The sequence below is a fragment of the Ignavibacteria bacterium genome (genome assembly GCA_017302895.1).
In the GTDB taxonomy this organism is placed as follows: Bacteria; Bacteroidota; Ignavibacteria; order Ignavibacteriales; family Ignavibacteriaceae; genus UTCHB3.
In genome coordinates this window covers 421,928-442,590 of sequence record JAFLBV010000003.1, presented here as the reverse complement: position 1 = coordinate 442,590, position 20,663 = coordinate 421,928, and the positions used below count along the sequence as shown (strand labels likewise).

Below are 20,663 nucleotides of genomic sequence, written 5' to 3'. Positions count from 1 at the left end.
CTAAAAAATTCTTAATTTCGTTTCGGAAAAAGTGTAATATTCTTACTCTACCTGAGTACAAGCTGATAATCACAAATAAAGGCAAATTAAATGTCATTAAGGTTCATACATTTTTCAGATTCACATTTGGGGTTTATTGATTATTCCTCCGACGACCAGGCTGTCTTGAAAGAAAGAGAAGCAGATGCTTATAAAGCTGTGGCGGCTGTCGTTGACCATGCACTGGCTGTAAAACCGGACTTTGTTATCCACACTGGGGACTTTTTTCACCGCCCTTCGCCTTACAACAAGGCAATGGTCGAAGCAGGCAAACAATTCAAAAGATTATCCGATGCCGGCATCCCTTTCTACATGATAGCAGGAAATCATGACCTTCCAAGATCAGAGGATACCCAGGCGATTCATGCTCTGTATGAAATGTTTGACGGGTGCAAAATCTTCTATGACCAAAAATATTCCACTCTTGATTGTGGGAAATTTATACTTCATGCGCTCCCGCATATCATTTTTGACAAAGACCACAACGAAGAGATTCAAAAAATCGCCGTCACCGACTCTTCGAAACCCAATATCCTTATGATGCACCTTTCAATGCCTGTTTCCATCTACAAGGAAGAGGAACCGGGCGGAGGCATTTTCCCCGCTGACAGACTTGAAGTACTGAAAGATTTTGACTATGTCGCTCTCGGTCACTGGCATCGCTTCAACCATATGAAAAACTACGGGAATGTCTGCTATGCGGGTTCAACCGAAAGAATAAATGCGGGCGAAGCAGATCATGATAAAGGCTTTGTCGAAGTGACCCTGAACGGCAGGACTCCCGAAATAAAATTTGTGAAGATTGAAACGAGACGGTATCTGAACATCACAGTTGAAAAATGTGATACTAAATCCCGGGAAGAGATAATTGGTGAAATTACAAAAGCGGTAAACGGGGACGACCTCTCCGAAGCGATTGTCAAGGTGATCCTTGAAGATTTGCGGGATAACCAGTCATTTGACTTTATGCGTGAAAATATTTTAGAGTTGACCGGGAAATGCCTCGTCCTCAGGTTAATAAAAAGGAAAAAGGGGGAAGAAGCGATCGAATTCGAGTCAGGAAGTGAATCCCTCCTCGAAAGATTGATTGGAGATCTCCGTGCAGCATTCCCTGATCCGGACGATTTTAATAAATTCAAAGATGAAGCTACTCAACTTTTTGATGACTTAGTACAGGTGGATAACAATGTTAATCAATAAATTAAAACTGAAAAATTTTAAGCAGTATAAGGACGAAACCATCAATTTTCCGAACGGGCTTACCGGTCTTGTCGGAAGAAATGGCGCTGGGAAATCTACGGTTTTCGATGCCATCTCGTTCGCTCTGTTCGGACCCCTCAAAGGTGTCAATCTCTCCCAGCTTAAAAATGATAATGCCCTTGCTGCAGAGCCTGTGGAAGTTGAGCTCGAGTTCGTGGAAAGGAATATTAAATATGTCGTAAAAAGAGCATTAAGAGGAGTTGCTCAGACTACGAAAGTTGGTTTATACAGAATCGATAAGGATGATGCCTCGCCCCTGGCTGAGAACGCCACAGATGTGGCAAAAGAGCTTTATAAAATAATCAAACTCGATAAAGACAGCTTCGTTAACTCTTTCTTTGCGAAACAAAAAGAGACCGCCGGGCTTCTTGCATCCTCACCGGGTGATAGAGTCACAGAAATAAGAAAGATGCTCGGTTTCGACAGGCTTGATGCTATCAGCAAAACTGCCGGCAATAAACTAAAAACACTCAAATATGAGATGGAAGCGGCTGCAAGTCTCCTTCTGGATGATCAAAGAATCGCTGATCTTAATGAGCTGATACAGGAAAAGAAAAACGAGCTTGCGGCGCTTACCCAAGAGCACAATCAACTTAAACAATCTGTTGATGCAAAATTAACTGAAACAGGATTACAGCAACAAAAGGTTGACGGGCTCCGTAAACTGCAGGAAAAACATAATAAGCTCGAAAAAGAGATTACGGCTATTAAGACCGCAATCTTAAAAACAGAAGAGTCCATTTCTTCCACCGAGGTTGAAATTTCCCGCCTTCAAAATCTGCGATTAAAGGCAGAGAAACTTTCACCTGTAGTGGAAATCCTGCAAAGATTGAGGACTGAACAGGCAGAGATGCAGACTAAAAAGGAAAATGCAGCCCTCTATGAGAGCATCTTCTCTAATAAAACCAAAGCGGAAACCGAACTCGCCAGTATCGAGGAACAGATTGCAAGACTCTCTGCCACAATTGCGACCATGGAGAATGCACCAAATGACCTGCAACTGAAAACCGTGATTAAGGAGGGGTTCGAAAGAGAAGAGAGTCTCTTAAATGCCAATGCTCTCGATCTCGGGAAAGAAATTGCCGGACATGACGCACGCCTTAAGCAGACAATTGAACGATTAAAGCATGTCGAAGGACTCGATGCAGCAGGTACATGCCCCGAGTGTGAAAGAGAACTTGGTACTCAGAAACCGGTACTCATAAAAAAATACAAAGCCGAAATTGCTGAGCTAAATGACTTGATCGCAGAGATCGGTGAGAGAGAATCCCAGGTTAAAAAGAATCTGTCGGAGAAACGGGCAGATGTAAAAAACCTCCAGGACGAAATTTCCGACTTGGGCAAAACCATTGTGAAACTCGTAAACGACAGGGCACAACTGACAACTCTGTCTGAAAATCGTGAAAAAACAATTGCAAAAATATCCTTGGCTGTTCGGGATTTGAATGCAGTCGGTCCTAGAGATTTCGACAGCAAAGCCTTCACAAGGCTCGGTGAAGAGGTAAAATCCGCTGAAACACAAAATGACTCATACCAGAAAATGCTGGGTGAAATCGGTACTCTACCCGCTCAGGAGCAACATCTCTCCGATTACCTCGCTACCCTGAATGAATCGAAGGCAAAGCTCACGACTAAACAGAACAATTTAGTCGAACTGAATTTCAATGCTGATGAACTTGTTACTGCAGATTCCTTGCTGAAACAGAAACGGCAGGAGCACCTCAATCTGGTGGATGCCGCCCACAAAGTTGAAATAAAACTCAACCTGATAAAAAGTGAGGTTTCGGCTGCTGAAACCACTTTAAATGAAAATGAGGAGCGAAAAAGCTCTTTCGAACAACTTCGTACCGGAGTTGAGAAATATAAAATCTTCAAGGAAATCATAGATAATTTTAAGGCGAGAATAACTTCGGAGGCAATACCTAAAATTTCCCAGGAAGCCAACAGGCTTTTTGTGGAAATTACTAAGGAAAGATACAACGGGTTACACATCGATACTGAAAACTACGATATAAAAGTCATGAGGGATGACAAGGAAGCACTTATCGAAACTCTTTCAGGTGGTGAGAAAGACCTTGCTGCGGTCTGCCTCAGAATTGCAGTGAGCCGACACATAATAAACATGAGCGGTGCCGGCAATATGGGATTCCTCGCTCTTGACGAGGTTTTTGGCTCACAAGATGAGGGCAGAAGAGCGGATTTGATGTTTGCCCTTTCAAAAATTTCCGACTGGTTTAAGCAGGTATTTATAGTTGCCCATAACCAGGATGTCGAAGAAGCATTCCCGAACCGGATGATTATTTCCAAAAAGGGTTTGTACAGTTCAATTGACTGTAAATTTGCCGCATCAGCTCAATAAAAAATTCTCTCCAGTTCTGAATGGTCACCCGTTTTTCCAAGGGCGAGGATAAGTTTTATCCTTGCCTTCTGACCGTTTAGATACTCTGCAAATATGACTCCTGCTTCCCGCAACCACTTCCCCGCTCCCGGATAACTGTAAACATCATCCGTCTCACCGGCAGGACAACGGGAAACCAGAACAACCGGAATTCCCTTCTCAAGGAGATATTCGATTCCCTCAAATACTGCCGGAGGGACATTACCCACCCCGAGAGCCTCTACCACCAGACCATCAACACCACTGTCAGCCGAGTATCTGAAAAATTTGGCATCCATACCGGCATAACACTTTAACAAATCCACATTTGAGTTTATTTTTCCGGTCTTAATCGTTTCAAGCCTTCTGGGAGCCCGGTTAAAAATCACCCTCCCCCTGTCAACAAAACCGAGACTGCCAAAATCGAGTGAAGCAAATGTTTCCTCGTCTTCTGTATGCGTTTTGGTCACTTCGCTTGCGGCATTGATTTCACCATTCAAACAAACAAGAACCCCCATGTCACGACTGTTTTTGTTCAAACATGTGTAAATGGAATCAATCAGATTTTGAGGTCCATCCCAATCGGGATCGGAACTGTTCTTCATTGAACCCGTAAGAACGACAGGAATATGTGTCTCAAGATAAAGATCGAGAAAATATGCCGTTTCTTCGAGAGTATCGGTTCCGTGAGTAATGATGATACCATCGAAATTCTCGTCATCAATCATCCCCTGCACTGTAAGTGCCAGTTCAAACATCAGTTCGGGGGTCATGTGGGGACCGGGATATTTCCCGAAGTCGTAAAAATCGATCTCTGCCAGAGAACCGAGTTCGGGAATCATTTCGATAATATCTCCACCTGTAAGATGTGGAACGGCACCGCCTGTTTCCGAATCAACTTTCATTGAAATGGTTCCGCCGGTAAAAACGATCATTATTTTTTTCATATCTTGAGCGCCAAATTTTAATTATATTGCATAGCAAAATACGCATTTTTCAACCATAAACTGACTTAGTCCCGTTGATTAAATCGCCCAAAAAGGGCAGAACAAGTACGGTTTCCGTACACAGAGGTTACCATGTTACATGTAGTTGATGTTGAACTTACTCCAAATCCACACGCAATTAAATTTGTCCTAAATCAAAAGCTGCTCCACTTCACTTCGAGACAATACAGCAATCCACAGGATGCCGAACAGGATATGCTGGCTAAAGGTATCTTCGAACTCGAGGGTGTTGCGTCCGTATTTTATATGGACAAATTCATAACGATAGAGAAGAAACAAGGATATGACTGGGGAAAAATCCAGAGACCTTTCCTGATGTTTTTAAGCAAATTCGATGAAAAACTGATCCCCGAGGAGGCAACCCCCGAAGGAATGGATGAAAATACCAGCGAACTTCTGAAACAGATATCCGATGTATTGAATAAAAAAGTCGTTCCCGCACTTGCCTACGATGGTGGCGGTCTCGAAATCCTCGGACTCGAAGGATACTCCCTCAAAGTCAGATATCAAGGCGCCTGCGGAAGCTGCCCGAGTGCACAAAGAGGCACCCTCTCCGCAATCGAAAGCCTCCTCAAAAGAGATGTACATCCGGCGCTGGAGGTTATACCTGATTAGCTATTAGGTATTAGGTATTAGCTTCTCCAACCTCACCCCCAACCCCCTCTCCTAAGATGAGAGGGGAGAATTCAGGGGATTTAGGAATATTTCTACCCATATGCCGCCGCAAGGGCTTCTACCCACATGTCGCCGCAAGGGCTTTTTTGAAGTGTGGTCGCCGGGGTTCTATCCACATGTCGCCCCAAGGGCTTCTACCCACATGTCGATACAAGGGCTCTGGAAGTCAGCTCATAGTTCATACTTCATAGATCATAGCTAAATTAGCTCATAATTCATAACTCAAAACTAATAATTAATTCTGTTTATTTTGCCAAAACGAATTTCTTAACCATCCTTTCTTTTCCTGCAAACAGAGCGTAACTGTAAACTCCTGAAGAGAGCGCGTTGCCGTCAAAAAGAATTCGGTGTTTGCCGGGAGCTTTTACCCCTTCATGGAGTGTCGCAACTTTTGTGCCGTCAACAGCGAATATCTTCAAAACCACTTCAGAAGTTTCCGTTAAAGTGTATTCTATCACAGTTACAGGATTAAACGGATTGGGGTAATTTTGTGAAAGGGTGAAGCTTAAAGGTTGCTGTTCATCTTCCTTCAGGGAAGTGGTGGAGCCGGTACTTTTGAATACTTTTCCATCGCTCGAGCCGGCGAAAATATTCCCCGAGGGATTGAATGCAAGTGTCGGAATACCGGTTGTATTAAGGCCCGATGATACCTCTGTCCAGTTCTCCCCCTGATCCTTGGAGCAGAATACCCCGCCGTCATAAGTGCCGGCATACAAGTATCCCAATGAATTGATTGCAAGAGAAACTACATTATGATTTGTCAAACCGTTGTTCACCGGCACCCAGGAAAGTCCGCTGTTTGTCGAGCGATATACTCCGTTACCATAGGTTCCGGCATAGACATAGCCAATATTGTTGCTTACGATCTCTTCAACAGTTGTTCCCTGCATTCCCGTATTAAAAACAAACCAGGTGGCTCCTCTGTTTGATGACCTGTAGAGGTTGCCGCCTCCCGCATAGATAAATCCAAAATTGTCGCAATGAAGGGTTTTAACATTGAAAATAGAGAGACCTGAAAATGTGAATGAACTTCCATTGTTCGTTGACTTGAATACTCCACCACCTTCCGTGCCGACATATATATAGTTGCTGTCGTCGAAATCAATAGCCCTGACATAAGGTGTCGAGAGACTGTTACCTATATCGGTCCATGATGCTCCCTGGTTGGTGGAGCGGAAGAGACTTGATGATCCCGCAAACAAATCGCCATTACTTCCCCCCATTGCCACCACTTTAATTGTCGAGGAGGTAAGTCCGTTGTTTGCAAGTGTCCATGTAAGTCCGTCGTTTGTCGATTTAAAGACGCCGCTTCCGGCAGCAGCGAATTCAGTACCGACAAAGAGTGTACCACCCGGTGAGATGGCGATTGAATTGATTGAACCGGTGGCGGGCAGTTGAGTTTGAATCCAGAATCCTTGTGCACAGACAGCACAGGTGAGCAACATCGCGAAAATTAATGATCTTTTCATGGCGATCTCTTTTTTATATCGTTCAAGGTAAAAAGATAAATTCCTCACACCCTAAACATGTCAAAAAAAATCACCAAAAGCAATACATGCTCAAAAAAAAGCTGCCCCGTTTCCGAAGCAGCTCAAAAAGTCAGCACAAACTATTTGCAATTCAGCTCATAGTTCATACCTCATAGATCATAGCTTTAAAAAAGCTGCCCCGTTTCCGAAGCAGCTTAAAACGACAGCACAAACTATTTGCAATTCAGTTCATAGTTCATACCTCATAGCTAATAGCTATTAAAAGGTGTATCTCACACCAAGTTGCATTGCCCAACGGCTGTTGACATCACTTGCTGCCCAGGGAACATTGGTAGTAGGAGCAGAGAATGAGTAAACAGGTTTTCCGCCGACACTTCTATTGACCATTCTAACAACATTCGATGTCGAGAAGATTGATTCATCATATCCCCAATCACTGTTGATGAGATTGAGAACATTGAGGATGTCGAGGGTAATGGTGAATTTGTGATTCATGATGCTTGGGATTTCCTGAGCAAGTCTGAGATCAAAAATATCTCTCCAGGGGTTGCGGGCACCATTTCTTTCAGAGATCATGCCTCTGTGTGTACGGAGGTATTCATTATTCTGAATGTACGATTCAAGCTGTGTGTACATTGAAGCAGTCGGAACGAAAGCACCACCTGTTACAGCACCAAGCTGATAGGTTCTATTGGCAAGTTCAGCCTCGGTCGGAACATAGAAAAGGTCGTTCTGATCGAAACCGTCGTTGTTCAAGTCACCGTTTACTATGAATGAGAATGGAGCACCACTCTGTCCGTTGTAATACAAGGAGACAGTTGTAGGAGCATTCGAGAAGAATTCATGAGTATAGGAAACTGAAGCAAAGAATCTGTGCTTGATTTCATAAAGTGAAGTTGTGAGTTCAGGATTGTTCGGATCGCCTTTTACAGGATTGAATCTCATCTGAGAAACAGCCTGTGATGAAGTGGTGCTGTTCATGTCTTTAGCCACACCGTGTGTATAACCAAAGTTAACCGAAAGACCTCTTGCAACACTTCTCTGGAACTGTACAGCAAAGTTTAACTGATAACCTTCGGAAGTGTTCTTAAGAGAAAGTACATCTCTGAAGTTGTTGTTTTTAGCATCAGTACCGCCGTAAACAGGTCTGTTTGATTCTGAAGCTATGTATGTAGGAGAAGAGAAGTTTCTGATGTTGAGTTTCTCGTACATAACTTCATTAAGGGTTTTCGAATAGATAACTTCAAGTGATCCGATGAAATCCCAGGGAAGTTTCTGATCGTAAGCAGCGTTAATTCTGAACAACTGCGGGAATTTGAAGTTAGGATCGATCATATTGATCTCGGAAATAAGGCTTGGTGCGCCTGTTCCGGGGTCACCAACTTTTGGCTGGTTTCTTGGATCGAGTGTGAATACTGTTCCGGCTGCACCGGAAAGTTCAGCAGTAAGAAGTCCTGTATTTGCGAAATTGTTTGAAACCCAAACATAAGGAACCTTACCGGTGAAGATACCAAGACCGCCTCTTAACTGAGCAGCTCTGTCCTCGGTAAGAGAAAGGTTGAAACCTGCTCTTGGTGAGAAAAGAAGTTTTCCATCAGGAACACCGCTTGTGCTGTATCCGCTGAAGTATTTTGATACTGAATCGTTGGCAGCAGGAGTTTTGGGGAATGTAGGCATGTCAACTCTGATACCAAAGGTAAGTCTGAGTGCGCCATTAACCTGCCATTCGTCCTGTGCATAAAGACCAAACTGGTTTGCGCTGAAATCAGCAGAAGGTCTGTTGTCATAAGAGTCACCGCTTCTTGCGAATGCTCTCTGATATGAACCGACAGTGGAATTTTTGAAATCGGTGAAGGAATTAAACACATAGTATCCGTAGAATGAACGGATGAAAAGATTCGAGAATGTGTAGAATTCGTTATGTGTACCGAAAGTAAGGATGTGATTGCCAACATTCCATGTAAAGTTGTTGGTGAACTCAATGATGTCCTGATCAAGTTTATTCGCAGGTGAGAATCTGTCGGGTCCAAGTCTGTAGGTGTTTCCACCCTGACGGATTTCGATTTCAGGAGCTTCAGCAAATGGAAGTTCTCTTTTGTCTCTGATTCTTGTGTAGCCAACGATCAACTCATTTGACATGTTGTTGCTGATAGTTGAGTTCCACTGAAGAACGGTGGAATTGGTTACTGAAGCAAGTCTGTATGTATATGAACCCCATGAGAGGGCATTGTTAAGGTTTCTTGCTGCGAGAATGTCATCAGATCCGTCAACAAAATTGTGTCTCAAGGTGAATCTGTTGTTTTCATTCATGTTCCAGTCCAAACGAGCAAAGAACTTTGTAGAAGGTCTTTTAAGATCGACTGATCCGTAAGAACCCGGATCGTAACCCTTACCAAGCATGATAGCCTGAATCGAATCTGCATAAGCAGCCATTCCTGCTGAACCTGCGGTGAGGGAGACATTTGAGTATGGTCTGGTATATTTGGTAAGCTCTGCACTTGCGAAGAAGAAGAGCTTGTCTTTAATTATCGGACCGCCGATTCTTCCGCCAACCTGATATTCTGTAAAGTCAGGATAGCTGGTCTTTAATGCATCAGGACTCTTTCCAACGAGTGACTGGTTTCTGCCGTAGCCGAAAACTGATCCCGAGAAAGTGTTGGTTCCTGATCTTGTAATAGCGTTTATACCACCACCGGTGAAACCGGAGAGTTTTACATCATAAGGTGCAACCACTACCTGGAACTCCTGAATAGCGTCAAGGCTGATAGGATTGGTTCCGGCTGATCCACCGGGTGTACCCGAACTGCCAAGACCGAAAAGGTCATTGTACTGGGTACCGTCTATTTGAATATTGTTGTATCTGCTTGATTTACCTGCAGCCGAGAGATCAGCTCCGGAAAAAAGAGGTGAGAGTTTCGAGAAATCCTGGAATCTTCTGCTGATGGTTGGAAGATTTTCAATTGTTTCTGTAGCGACCGTCTGAGCGGAACCTGTTTTGGTTTCGGTCATTATCGGGTCACTTTTTGCAGTAACCACCACTTCCTCTGTTACGAGGGCTGATTCCAGCATTGTGAAGTCCAAACGAAGGTTCTGACCCAGTTCAAGGTTGATTCCCTTCAGTTCGACTGTTTTCTTTCCGGCATACGAAGCGATTACTTCGTAGGGTCCACCCGGTTTAAGACCATATATGTTATAGCTGCCATTTTCTCTTGATGTGGTGCCGTAAACAGTTCCTGTGGGAAGATGTTTAGCGCGGATAACCACACCGGAAAGAGCACTGTTCTTGTCGTCAATTGCATTTCCGAATACTGTCGAGGTGGTTACCTGGGCATGTACCTGAAGTGCAAAGAAAACTACAAACAATGTTGCCAGCGAAGATCTGTAAAGAGATCTCATACTTTGCTCCTGATTGTTGTTTGATTGTTTGAAAAAAAAATATTCAAGTCTTTAAAATTACGGCAGGGAATTTTAACATCATTAAAATTCAATGTTAACAAATCGTTAAGAGGGGAAGTAACTGATTTAATGTGATTTCTCAGTTTTTAAAAAGAGATTTTTTGCAGCTTTAGGTAAAAAAAAATCACTCACAAAATTTTACCTTTTTACAACTAAAATTTGCAAATCTTTAGCGAACTAAAAAAACTGTTTTTCAAAAAAGAGGCTGTCTGTGAAAATTAATTTAGCCTCGGTCAACTTAGGGAATCACCTCAACCCTTCAATAACTCTCTCCAGTTTTGCTGAGATCTCATTTGCAAGTTCAGCGAGGTTGTCATTTCCGATCGCACCCATGGCATTTTTGGGATTAATAGCCGATACTCTGATTTTACCGTCAGTCGTTTCCTGAATCAGGACATTGCATGGCATCATCAAACCGACATTTTCTTCGATGTGAATTGCCTTATTGGCGAAAGGTGGGTTGCAGGCTCCCAGAATTCTGTATTTTCTGACATCGGCATTAATCTTCTTTTTCAAAGTATCCTGCACATCAATGTCACTCAGCACGCCAAATCCTTCAACCTTCAATGCCACAGTTACAGCTTCGACAGTCTCATTATAGTCAGTCGAAACAACTTTTTCGAAATAATAGCTCATAATTTTCTCCGTTTTATAAGATTTGATGCGACAGCAGGCGGGAAGATTCAACTAATCCAATAATGCAGTAATATCCCTAAATTATTGGATTATTGCATTACTGCATTAACTCAAGTATCACCCCTTCTCTGAGGGCGAACTCCGAGTAATATGCCTGCTTTATTTCCAGTTTTTCGAAGATGGCACGAAGGATTATTACACCGGCGACGACCACATCGGCTCGCTTTGGTTCGAGACCCGGAATTTGAAGACGGTCTTTCATGTCTTTGGCAGCCAAAACGCGATCGGTAACTTTTACGAGGTCTTCATATTTGAATATTTTTTCATCAGGAGCTACAAGTCCCGCTTCGATAGCCATTGAGAGAACAGATTTGGCTGTACCAGCCGAGAAGATTGCGATTTCGAAACCACTTGCCGCCACATCCTTTTTAATTGCTTCTACCATACCTGCGGCATAATGGGAAGCCGCTATCACGCTGGTTTTTTTTACTTCGAGATCGGGAAAAAAATCTTTTGTGAATCTGACCGCACCCATTCTAAGACTGGTGACAAAACCGGGTTTGGGACTGTTACCGGTGATAAACTCGGTACTCCCTCCTCCGATGTCAACACAGAGGATTTTCTGATTTTTGAAGTGCAGAAAATGTCGCGCGGCGCTGTAGATATATTCAGCCTCCCTGTGTCCGTCGATTACTTCAACCATTACTCCGGTTTTTTCGAAGACTGTTTCGACAAATTCGTCCTGATTTATGGCTTCACGCACTGCACTTGTCGCCACAGCTCTGATGGTTGCACCGTTCATTACAGCTTTAGTTTTGAAGAGGTCGATCAGTTTTATCGCCTGTTTTATGTCCTGATCTTTTATGTAAGACCTGCCGTAGCCGTCTTTTGAGGAGAGGCGGTGAACAGCTTTTTCCCTGTCGATAATCTCGAATTTTCTTCCATCGGGTGAATTTGCAATGATGATGTGGAAGGAATTGGAGCCTATATCGAGAACAGCAAAATTATTTTTAAGCATTTTTATTGATCTTTGGAGATTGGGACAAAAGTCTGCCTGCGATATCAAAAACTTCGTTGACCGTGATATTGTCAATTATATCAGACCTCTGCAGAAAAACCTTGTTTTTTCCCATCGGTGCCCAGACAAAAGGATTTGTCGGACCAAAAAGGGAAATTTGAGGGGTGGATGTGGAGCCCGCCACATGCATTATCCCTGTGTCATTTGTTATGAAAAGATCGGATTTGGAGATTAGAGCCGCCACTTCAGGAATCGATTTATCAATAAATTCGAGGACTGTGAAATTCAGTTCCTCTTTTATTTTCTCAATAATCGCAAGGTCGGCACTGCTCCCCGTCAGGTAGATGCAGGCGTCCCAGTTGGCTTTCAATTCTTTTATCAACTTTACAAAATTTTTGTGATACCATCTGTTGGGTATCTTTCCGGCACCTGTGTGGAGTCCGATGATGCATCTTTGGTTGTGCTCTTCGAAACGGGTAAGAAACTTTATCGCTTTTTCTTCATCTTCGCCGTCGAAACTGACTTCAGGTGAGTAGCCGGCAGGTTCTACACCGAGTGGTTTCACAATATCGAGAATTCTTTCGGCGATGTGAAGGTCGGGCTGCAAACGCCAGTCGAGATTAATTTTTTTGTTGAAGAAAAATGCAGACTCGTTATACTTGCCGTCAAGCCAGTTGGCTCCCGCTTTCAACTTCCCTTTCGCAATACCTGCCATCAAATTGCTGGTGAAAGAAATTGAAACTGTTACCGGAACCAGCACCCAGTCATACCCTTCCCGCAGAACGGATATGAATCGAAAAAACTCAACCGGATTAAGATGCCTTGCCTTCTCGAAAACTATCACTCTGTCGATGAATTTATTTTTCGTTACAGCATCTTTGTTTGCAGGACTGACAATAAGTGTAATGTGGGAGAGGGGGAACTTCTTTTTTAGTGCCCGGAAAAGGGAACTGCTCGCAAGAAGATCACCAAGCTGGTTGTGCTGTCTGATTATAAGTATTTTTCGCGGGTCTTTTTCAAATTCCGGTTTGTAAGGGAGTGGTGAAAAAAAAAGACGGTAGAATGCCCCGGCAAATCTGTTCATATTACTTTACAGAATCACCGCTTATTTCGGTGTATTCAGCATCCTCGACAACCCGGTCGGTCCGGAACGATCTCCCTTTGCCACCTGAAAGAACGGTTTGGGGTTCACCCATTCTCTCTCTGTATGATTGTCTGTCTGCTGTTCGTTTTAGCTTTTTAAATAAAATCCGCACTGCATAAAACATCAGTATGCCGGTTAAAACTAAAAATATTTTTCTCACAATAAAGCCTTGCCTTCGGGATGAAAATACTCAATTCGTGTTCGATCTTCTCTGAAAATCTGTTTATAAAGATCTTCAAAGTCATGTTCATTATTAACAAAATCTATCTCAGTAGAGTTTACTATCAAGAGAGGAGTTTTGTCGTATCTTAAAAAATATTCGCTGTAGAGGTCTGAAAGGTCAGCGATGTACCCTTCGTCCATATCCAGCTCGTAACTTCTGTTACGTCTTCTGATATTTGCGAGAAGACGGTCAATGTCAGCCTTTAGATATACAACAAGATCCGGCTTCCGAAGGTTCTGTGCAAGTTTGGGAAAAATCTCATTGTAAAGCCGCAATTCTTCTTTGTCAAGATTTAACCATGCAAAGAGAAGATCTTTTTCGAAAATGTAGTCGGCGACAATATGACTGGAGAAAATGGATTCTTCGCGAAGATCCTCGAGCTGTTTATACCTGCTGATCAGGAAAAACATTTGAGTCTGAAAAGCATACCGTTTCCTGTTTTTGTAGAATTTTGCAAGAAAGGGATTCTCATCGTGATTCTCAAGAATCATCCTGGCGTTTAATTTCTTTTGCAGTTTTCTTACAAGTGAGGTTTTTCCGGCACCAATCACGCCTTCAACTGCTATATAATTGATATCACTGCTCATTCAGGCAAACCAAACCATTTTTGATTTCAAAAAATTTCCTGTTCAAGCCCTTAATATACGGTTTCTTCACTGTTATTTCCAGATCCTTCAAAAATATACCGGTGCCGGGAAGGGATATGCCTGGTTCCAGATCAAGAAGTGGCAATATAAAAAAGTCTCTTTTAAGCAATTCCCTGTGAGGTATTTTGAGGTCAGCCTCGTCCACTTCCAGGTCACCATAGAGGAGAATATCGATATCGATTTCCCTTTCATGCCATCTTTCCCGCTCCAAGCGCCCTGTCTGTTGCTCGATGGTTTTCAGAGCGACCAGAAGTTGTCTTGGTGTCAACTCAGAAAAAACCGCAACCGCCATATTCAGAAATTCATCCTGACTTATTACGCCATACGGAAAAGTTTCATAGACGGGCGAAAGTGAGACAATTGAAGTGCCGGGCAAACAGTTTATAAGGTTAAGTGCCTTCAGAAGATACTGAAACTTGTCACCCCGGTTGCTGCCTAAAGCCAAAAACACTTTGTTCAATTAATTCATCACCCTTGTGCGGAACCGGTCAACTTTTGAAGTGAAGCAAAAAACTCAGATCTGGTGGTGTCTATCTCCACTTCAACAGAATCGACAACCCCACCAATTGGAGGATTGTTCTTCCTGACTCTTACTATCAGTCTCTCAAGATTATCATATTTTTCAAAAAGAAGCTCACAGATTTTATATGAAACTGTTTCGATAAGGTAGCTTTTTTTTGCCTGTGCGATGCTGAGGAGGTAGTTGTAAACCGTCTCGTAGTTGATTGTTTTGTGAAGATCGTCCGATACTCCTGCTGCGGAAAAATTAATGTACATGTCGATATCGGCTTCAAATTTCCCGCCGACGCGCTGTTCCTCTTTCATCACTCCATGATATGCGTAAAAAGAGGCTTTTTTTATTCTTATTATATTAATCATTTTTAAGTAAGTTTTCGTTTTCTGATAAGTTCTGACTGGGAAAGGAGCAAACCGGCAAGCACGAGAGCACTCCCCATTAGGTGGTTGAATGTGAGTTTCTCACCATACACGAGACCTCCCAAAATCAGGGCGATAATTGGTGTGATGAATGCGATAAGCGACATCAGTAGGACACTGACTTTCTTTAATAGCCAGTAATATATTGTGAAAGTCACAATTGAGCCGAAAATGCCGAGAAAAATCACAGAACCAATACCCGCAAGGTCAAATATGTTCTTCGATACATCCTCAAATAGAAATGAGCTGATGATAAAACCTGCCGAAGCCACCGCCATGGGAACGAGATTCATCGACAAAGGATGAAGATGGCTCCCCTCTTTTTTGATGAGAACGACAACAAATGACTGAACAACGGCACTTCCGAGAACTGCAGCCATACCCGCCACTTCATAAAAATTGAGGTCGATCTTCAGGCTGTCCGAAAAAATAACCACGATTCCAAGAAATCCTGTGATCATGCCGATCAGCTTCATCCTGCTGAATCGCTCATCCTGAAGACTGAAATGCGCGACAATGGCTACACAAAAAGGATAGATTGCGAAGAGAACTGAAGCCAATCCCGAATTAATATACTGTTCACCCCAGTAAACCAGACCAAAAGGCACAAGAAATGAGAAAAATCCCATGACCCAGTAGATTTTAATGGCAACTTTATCCCGGGAGAAAGGGATATTCCTGATTTTTACAACCGCGTATATCACGGTGGAAGCTACCAGAAATCTCAATCCTGCGGACATGAAGGGCGTAAGAGACTCCATGCCAATCTTTATCACCAGCCATGTCGATCCCCAAATAAGGCATATAGCTACATAACTTAAAACAACTGAGGGTGTTATTTTCATCAGATTGATTTCAGAGCGATGATACCTGACGCCCTGCCTGATTTTGCACCGGCGCGTCTGTAGCTGTGAAAAAGATTGCTGTACTTATAAGAACAAAGCTTTGACAACTGAATGTTGCTTTTCGGAATACCGGCATGTATGAGCATGTCATAATTTGCCCGTGGAACATTAAGCAGGAATTTCTCACCTCTGGGTATCAGATATCTCTCATCAAAAAGTTCGGCGACTTCTTCCCCAACTTCATAATGCGCCTGAGAAATAGAAGGGGCGATGTAGCAATAGAGATCTTTCGCCTTGGAACCCATTCCGTTTTTCATCGTGTTGATGGTTTTGGTAACAATTTTAAGCGAAGTGCCTCTCCAGCCGGAATGAATACCCGCAACAAGATGCTGCTTTTTATCATATACAAAAACCGCCGGGCAGTCTGCAGAACTGATCAGTATTCCAATCTCCGGTTTATCTGTAATCATGGCATCGCTTTCACCCTTCATCCCTCCCTCGGTAATAAACCTTATCGTGTCACCATGCACCTGTTTCTGGGTAGCACAGTTTTCCGGTTTTATATCGAGACTCTCAAGCCAGCGTTTCCTGTTTGAGAGAACTTTTTTTTCATCATCACCAACGGATAACGACTGATTGAAAAAATAGGGTGCCTCAGCTCCATCGTCAATGATGGTGCTGAATCCGCAAATAATATTGTCGAATCCGGCAAATATACCGGGTTTTAGAGTTACCATAACCCGCTCCTTTCGTATCCAAAATTGTTATTTAAGGTTCTTCAATCCGGGAAAAACCTTTTTGTATAAACCATCTTCACCGCTTCTGAAAAATGCCCCCGGATTCAGTGTGGTGAAAATCAGAGTGTCATTTTTTGTTTTCCAGGCTTCTATTCCGAAGTGTCGACCCGAAACTGTTTTTACATCCACTCTGGCAAAAGGCTTCTCTCCTTCACCGGGAGAAAAGTCATTCACAAAATCATTTCCTTCGAGCCTGGCAAATGTAGTCAAATATTCTGTTATCCGGGCAGAGTCAAGTTTTTTTCCCTCCACTTCCCAGTCGGTTACATTCCTTTTCATAAGGAAATCTTCACTTCCGGAAAACTTTATCTCCTGCCACGACTCAGCCCCGCCAAATGTAAGCACTCTGTCAGGGTAGAGCGACACATCAGAATTGAACATCATGTCGAGGAAACCGGAGACGAGATACACATCGTTTGAACCGGCAGCTTTCACATAAGTTCCCATCTCCTGGGGTGACAGCATTTCACTTCGTCCGATTGACACTTCGAAAATGTTTTCTTCCCCCGAAAAAAGCCGGACGACGGTAGCTCCGGTATCGAGACCGTATTTCTTGAGATCCTCAATATTTCGGGAGACAAGGTTTATTATTTTCATGCCTGAAAGCAGTCCGATCATCCCCTCAATTCTCTGAGAGGAAGCCTGAACCGGCTTGTCATTTAGAATTTTAGCTGTTATCGACCAGGCACCCGCCTTTTTTGCAAATATTATTTCGCCGTTACCCCCTTTAGGAAGCATCTTCATCATCGTTACCCTGGCTGTATCAAACGAAGGGAAGCCGGATTCCGAATCACTTTTACCACTTCCAAAACTCTTGATCAGCAGTACCAAAACAGTTACTAATAAAATGGTACCGAGGACGATATAAAGTTTCTTTGCAGATTTGGCGAAAAGCATTATTCTTTTCCCTCATCATCAACAGATGTCCAGGATTCATCTTCCAAGGTCTCTCTTAATGTCTTCCTCTTGCTGTACCTGTATAACCCGAACATTATCGAAAGAATGACCGGTGCAAGGAAATTGAGGTATTTTATTATCACCTTGGCTCCATCACCAATAGCCGGATCGATGGGCCTTTGAGTAACATTTTTGTTTCGAAGTTGTGCCAGTCCCGAATCATCGGTAAGAAACTCAACCATATTGGCTACTAAATTGATATTGTCTGCCTGTAAATTTTGTGCTTCATTTCCTTCGCCGTTCACTACCAGATCGCCATCCGATATCACAAGAAATTTGCCGCCCTGGCTTCCTTTTACTGATTCTGCTAAAACAGCAACGATCACTTTGGAAATTCTGAACTCTGCAGCCGACCATTCCCTGTTGAGATCGACTTTCATCGGCACCTGTTCGAGTCCCGTGCGATCGGAGGTTACTGCGAGCGGTGTGAACCTGAAGCCTTTTCCCGCGATGGTGTCGATGCTGGCAGGAAACATCATGGTCACCCCTTCGAGACCCTTTAATGGTGATATTGGTGCAAATGTGGTTATGACAGGGAAAAGCGGAAACTTAACGGGGGTCTGGAAAACCACTCCGGCTGACTGCTGCGAAACCATAATGGAAGCACAACTGTAGTCGAAGACCAGATCATGTTTTATTGAGATCCCTTTGTCCTTGAAAAAATCTTCGAGTCCTGTCGCAAGTTTTGTAACCTCACCTGACTGCTGATTGAAACTTGTGGTATTAAGTGCAGCTACAATTTTCCCGCCACCTGCGGCAAACTTCTCCAGCATCGCAAGATGGGAGGCAGGAAATGTATCCTTTGGAGCAACAATCAAAATGGTTTTCACCTGAGAAGGTATTGCCAGCGAATCAAAAAAATTGACAGGAACTACATCCATTGTCACCGTAAGTGCTTGCATAAGTTGAGCAATCGCCTGAAATGAAGGCTCACCGTGCCCCTGCAGATAACCAACGGTTGATTTCCCTGTGGCCGACATTTTTTTTATTGCCGTTGTAAGTGCAAATTCCATCGATGTACCGGGTTGAATCAGCGGAATCACTTCTTTCTGAGTACCGTATTTTACAACAGCCCCGAGATAAATTCTTTGCTGCTTTACCTGATCTTTTTCGCGAACATCCAGAATTGCGGGAGTAATCCCCTCCTGAGTCGCCTGCTGTCCATCACCGGGGTCTTCAATTTTGTAAATAAAATTCGCACCAGCAAGGTTTGAGTATTCGGAAAGAATATCCCTGAAATCCTCTTTGGTTTTGTCGATATCAGGAGGAAGATCTTTTGAAATCCAGGCGGTCACGGTGACAGGCTGTTTGAGCTCACCGAGTGTCTTTTTTGTAGCATCACTTAATGTATATTGCCCGTCTGCTGTGAAATCGAATCTTAAATAAAAAAACCATGAGAGAATATTAACAAGGACAACAACTCCCAGTACCGAATAAATTATCGTGTAAAATGTCTTTTTCGAAATCATTTTTCCACCTCCCGGTCAACAATATTCCTTTTAGAGAGAGATGCACTCGCGAGGAAAAGCCCTGTAAATGTAACGGTAAGGAAGTAAACAATGTCCCGAGTGTCAATAACTCCACGGGAAATTGAATCATAATGACCCGTCATGCTCAGGTAGTTGACTATTACGCCCGTGGTTCCACTCATCTGCTGAGAAACCACATCAAATATCAGAACAAAAAAGATTCCTGCCAAAAGCGAACCAATAAATGCAATTATCTGGTTGTCTGTCAGACTGCTGACAAATATCCCGATTCCGGCAAGTGCGGAACTCATCAGGAGCAGACCCAAATAGCCCATTATCGTTGCGCCGTGATCCACATTCCCCAACACCCAAACGGAAAAATAATAAGGAAGTGTAAGCAACAAGGCAGTAGCGACAAGAGCAACCACCGATAGATACTTCCCGGCTATTACCTGCCAGTCTGTCACCGGTTTGGTGAGAAGGAGTTCAAGCGTACCTGTCTTCTTTTCCTCAGAAATGGTTCGCATGGTCAGAGCCGGCACGAAAAGAAAAAGTATCCAGTAGGATGCCGTAAAAAATGATTTTAGCGAAGCCTGGCCCGTAAAAAACACATCCGATCCGTAAACCCATGTAAAAAACCCGCTGAATCCGAGGAAAACGACCAGCAGTACATAAGCGATCAGGGAATCGAAAAAGAGAATGGTCTCCCGTTTGGCGATTGTCAATATTATTTTCATATCAGATAGTCGTCAATTCTTTAAATATGTCTTCAAGTTTTGTTTCTATTGGCGTCATCTCAAGTATCGTCCAGCCGTTTTGAACAGCGAGACCAAAGACCGACCTGTTGATGTTTTCCGAAGTTCCCGAGATAATAAATGTCCCGTTGGAAATTTGAGAGGTTACTGTTGTCACTCCTTCAATTTTTTCAAGTGCTGAGACAGTCCCGGCAGGGTCCTGAAATCCTTCCAGTCTGATACGAAGTGTGGCTTCCCCACTTGATGCCCTCTTTAAATCCTCGGGAGACCCGTCAGCGACAATCTTTCCGTCATTTATAATAAGTATTCTGTCACTGATTGCTTCGACTTCGGGGAGAATGTGTGTAGAGAGAATTACTGTCTTCTCTTTCCCTGCTTCTTTGATCAGATTTCTGATCTCGATAATTTGATTCGGATCAAGTCCTGTAGTGGGTTCATCGAGAATGAGTATCTGTGGATCGTGAATCAGAGCCTGAGCCAGTCCCACCCGCTGTCTGTAACCCTTGGAGAGTTCACCAATCTTCTTGTGTTTCTCACGGTCAAGTCCGCAAACGATGACCATCTCCCTGATTCTGGCGGGGATTTTATTCTTTGGCACCTGCTGCAGTTCGGCAACATATCCAAGATAATCGGTAACAAACATGTCATGGTAGAGGGGATTGTTTTCGGGAAGGTAGCCGGTTATCCGTTTTACTGCTTCGGGATCTTCCCAGACAGGAATTCCATTAATCGAAATGGTGCCTGATGTAGGTGCGAGGAATCCGGTAATCATCTTCATGGTGGTGGTTTTTCCTGCACCGTTCGGTCCCAGAAATCCAACTATCTCTCCGGTCTTAACCTCAAAAGAGATATCATCTACTGCAGCCTGTTCACCGTAAAGTCTGGTTACATTCTCTAATTTTATGCTCATGGTTCGAAATAATTAAAAAAAT

Annotated in this window: 19 protein-coding genes; 3 read left to right on the top strand and 16 right to left on the bottom strand. The window is 43.3% G+C overall.

Annotated features, from left to right (window positions below; genetic code table 11):
• The first annotated feature begins 90 nt into the window (after positions 1–90).
• Entirely contained in the window at positions 91–1,239 is a 1,149-nt protein-coding gene (locus J0L60_14090; protein MBN8547259.1) for an exonuclease SbcCD subunit D, read from the top strand.
• A complete protein-coding gene (locus J0L60_14085; protein MBN8547258.1) occupies positions 1,226–3,658 on the top strand; it encodes an SMC family ATPase in 2,433 nt (810 codons plus the stop codon). Before J0L60_14090 ends, J0L60_14085 begins: the two co-directional genes overlap by 14 nt.
• On the opposite strand, the gene J0L60_14080 is transcribed toward J0L60_14085, so the two are convergent.
• Entirely contained in the window at positions 3,652–4,623 is a 972-nt protein-coding gene (locus tag J0L60_14080; GenBank protein MBN8547257.1) for an asparaginase, read from the bottom strand. The genes J0L60_14085 and J0L60_14080 overlap by 7 nt on opposite strands.
• 132 nt (positions 4,624–4,755) lie before the next feature.
• On the opposite strand from J0L60_14080, the gene J0L60_14075 reads away from it, so the two are divergent.
• Complete coding sequence (locus J0L60_14075; GenBank protein MBN8547256.1) at positions 4,756–5,298, top strand: NifU family protein; 543 nt, start codon at positions 4,756–4,758, stop codon at positions 5,296–5,298.
• Positions 5,299–5,603: 305 nt separating this feature from the next.
• Here J0L60_14075 and J0L60_14070 read toward each other — a convergent pair whose 3' ends face one another.
• The 15 genes from J0L60_14070 to J0L60_14000 all read right to left on the bottom strand — a co-directional run bounded on the left by J0L60_14070 (position 5,604) and on the right by J0L60_14000 (position 20,641).
• Positions 5,604–6,827: a T9SS type A sorting domain-containing protein gene (locus J0L60_14070; protein ID MBN8547255.1), complete on the bottom strand. Its 1,224-nt coding sequence runs from the start codon at positions 6,825–6,827 to the stop codon at positions 5,604–5,606.
• A 279-nt stretch (positions 6,828–7,106) separates the two neighbouring features.
• Positions 7,107–10,244 carry a TonB-dependent receptor gene (locus tag J0L60_14065; protein MBN8547254.1) on the bottom strand — a complete coding sequence of 1,046 codons (3,138 nt, stop codon included), beginning with the start codon at positions 10,242–10,244 and terminating at the stop codon, positions 7,107–7,109.
• A gap of 306 nt (positions 10,245–10,550) precedes the next feature.
• Positions 10,551–10,940 (bottom strand): DUF302 domain-containing protein, encoded by a 390-nt coding sequence (locus tag J0L60_14060; protein MBN8547253.1) that lies wholly within the window; start codon positions 10,938–10,940, stop codon positions 10,551–10,553.
• A gap of 97 nt (positions 10,941–11,037) precedes the next feature.
• Complete coding sequence (locus J0L60_14055) at positions 11,038–11,958, bottom strand: Ppx/GppA family phosphatase (protein ID MBN8547252.1); 921 nt, start codon at positions 11,956–11,958, stop codon at positions 11,038–11,040.
• Positions 11,951–13,042, bottom strand: a complete 1,092-nt coding sequence (locus J0L60_14050; protein ID MBN8547251.1) for a glycosyltransferase family 9 protein — start codon at positions 13,040–13,042, stop codon at positions 11,951–11,953. The genes J0L60_14055 and J0L60_14050 overlap by 8 nt, the downstream gene beginning before the upstream one ends.
• A gap of 1 nt (position 13,043) precedes the next feature.
• Entirely contained in the window at positions 13,044–13,226 is a 183-nt protein-coding gene (locus J0L60_14045; protein ID MBN8547250.1) for a hypothetical protein, read from the bottom strand.
• 32 nt (positions 13,227–13,258) lie between these two features.
• Positions 13,259–13,912 (bottom strand): deoxynucleoside kinase, encoded by a 654-nt coding sequence (locus J0L60_14040; protein ID MBN8547249.1) that lies wholly within the window; start codon positions 13,910–13,912, stop codon positions 13,259–13,261.
• The gene (folK, locus tag J0L60_14035) at positions 13,902–14,432 is read right to left on the bottom strand and encodes a 2-amino-4-hydroxy-6-hydroxymethyldihydropteridine diphosphokinase (GenBank protein ID MBN8547248.1); all 531 of its coding nucleotides are present in this window, start codon (positions 14,430–14,432) and stop codon (positions 13,902–13,904) included. Before folK ends, J0L60_14040 begins: the two co-directional genes overlap by 11 nt.
• A gap of 8 nt (positions 14,433–14,440) precedes the next feature.
• Positions 14,441–14,851, bottom strand: coding sequence for a dihydroneopterin aldolase (gene folB, locus J0L60_14030; GenBank protein ID MBN8547247.1), 411 nt, complete (start codon positions 14,849–14,851; stop codon positions 14,441–14,443).
• Positions 14,852–14,853: 2 nt separating this feature from the next.
• Positions 14,854–15,753, bottom strand: coding sequence for an EamA family transporter (locus J0L60_14025; GenBank protein MBN8547246.1), 900 nt, complete (start codon positions 15,751–15,753; stop codon positions 14,854–14,856).
• The gene (gene pgeF, locus J0L60_14020) at positions 15,753–16,490 is read right to left on the bottom strand and encodes a peptidoglycan editing factor PgeF (GenBank protein MBN8547245.1); all 738 of its coding nucleotides are present in this window, start codon (positions 16,488–16,490) and stop codon (positions 15,753–15,755) included. Before pgeF ends, J0L60_14025 begins: the two co-directional genes overlap by 1 nt.
• Positions 16,491–16,517: 27 nt before the next feature.
• A complete protein-coding gene (locus J0L60_14015) occupies positions 16,518–17,447 on the bottom strand; it encodes a DUF4340 domain-containing protein (GenBank protein ID MBN8547244.1) in 930 nt (309 codons plus the stop codon).
• Positions 17,447–18,976: a Gldg family protein gene (locus J0L60_14010; GenBank protein MBN8547243.1), complete on the bottom strand. Its 1,530-nt coding sequence runs from the start codon at positions 18,974–18,976 to the stop codon at positions 17,447–17,449. The genes J0L60_14015 and J0L60_14010 overlap by 1 nt, the downstream gene beginning before the upstream one ends.
• The gene (locus J0L60_14005) at positions 18,973–19,713 is read right to left on the bottom strand and encodes an ABC transporter permease subunit (protein MBN8547242.1); all 741 of its coding nucleotides are present in this window, start codon (positions 19,711–19,713) and stop codon (positions 18,973–18,975) included. The genes J0L60_14010 and J0L60_14005 overlap by 4 nt, the downstream gene beginning before the upstream one ends.
• A 1-nt stretch (position 19,714) precedes the next feature.
• Positions 19,715–20,641 carry an ATP-binding cassette domain-containing protein gene (locus J0L60_14000; protein MBN8547241.1) on the bottom strand — a complete coding sequence of 309 codons (927 nt, stop codon included), beginning with the start codon at positions 20,639–20,641 and terminating at the stop codon, positions 19,715–19,717.
• Between the last annotated feature and the right edge of the window lie 22 nt (positions 20,642–20,663).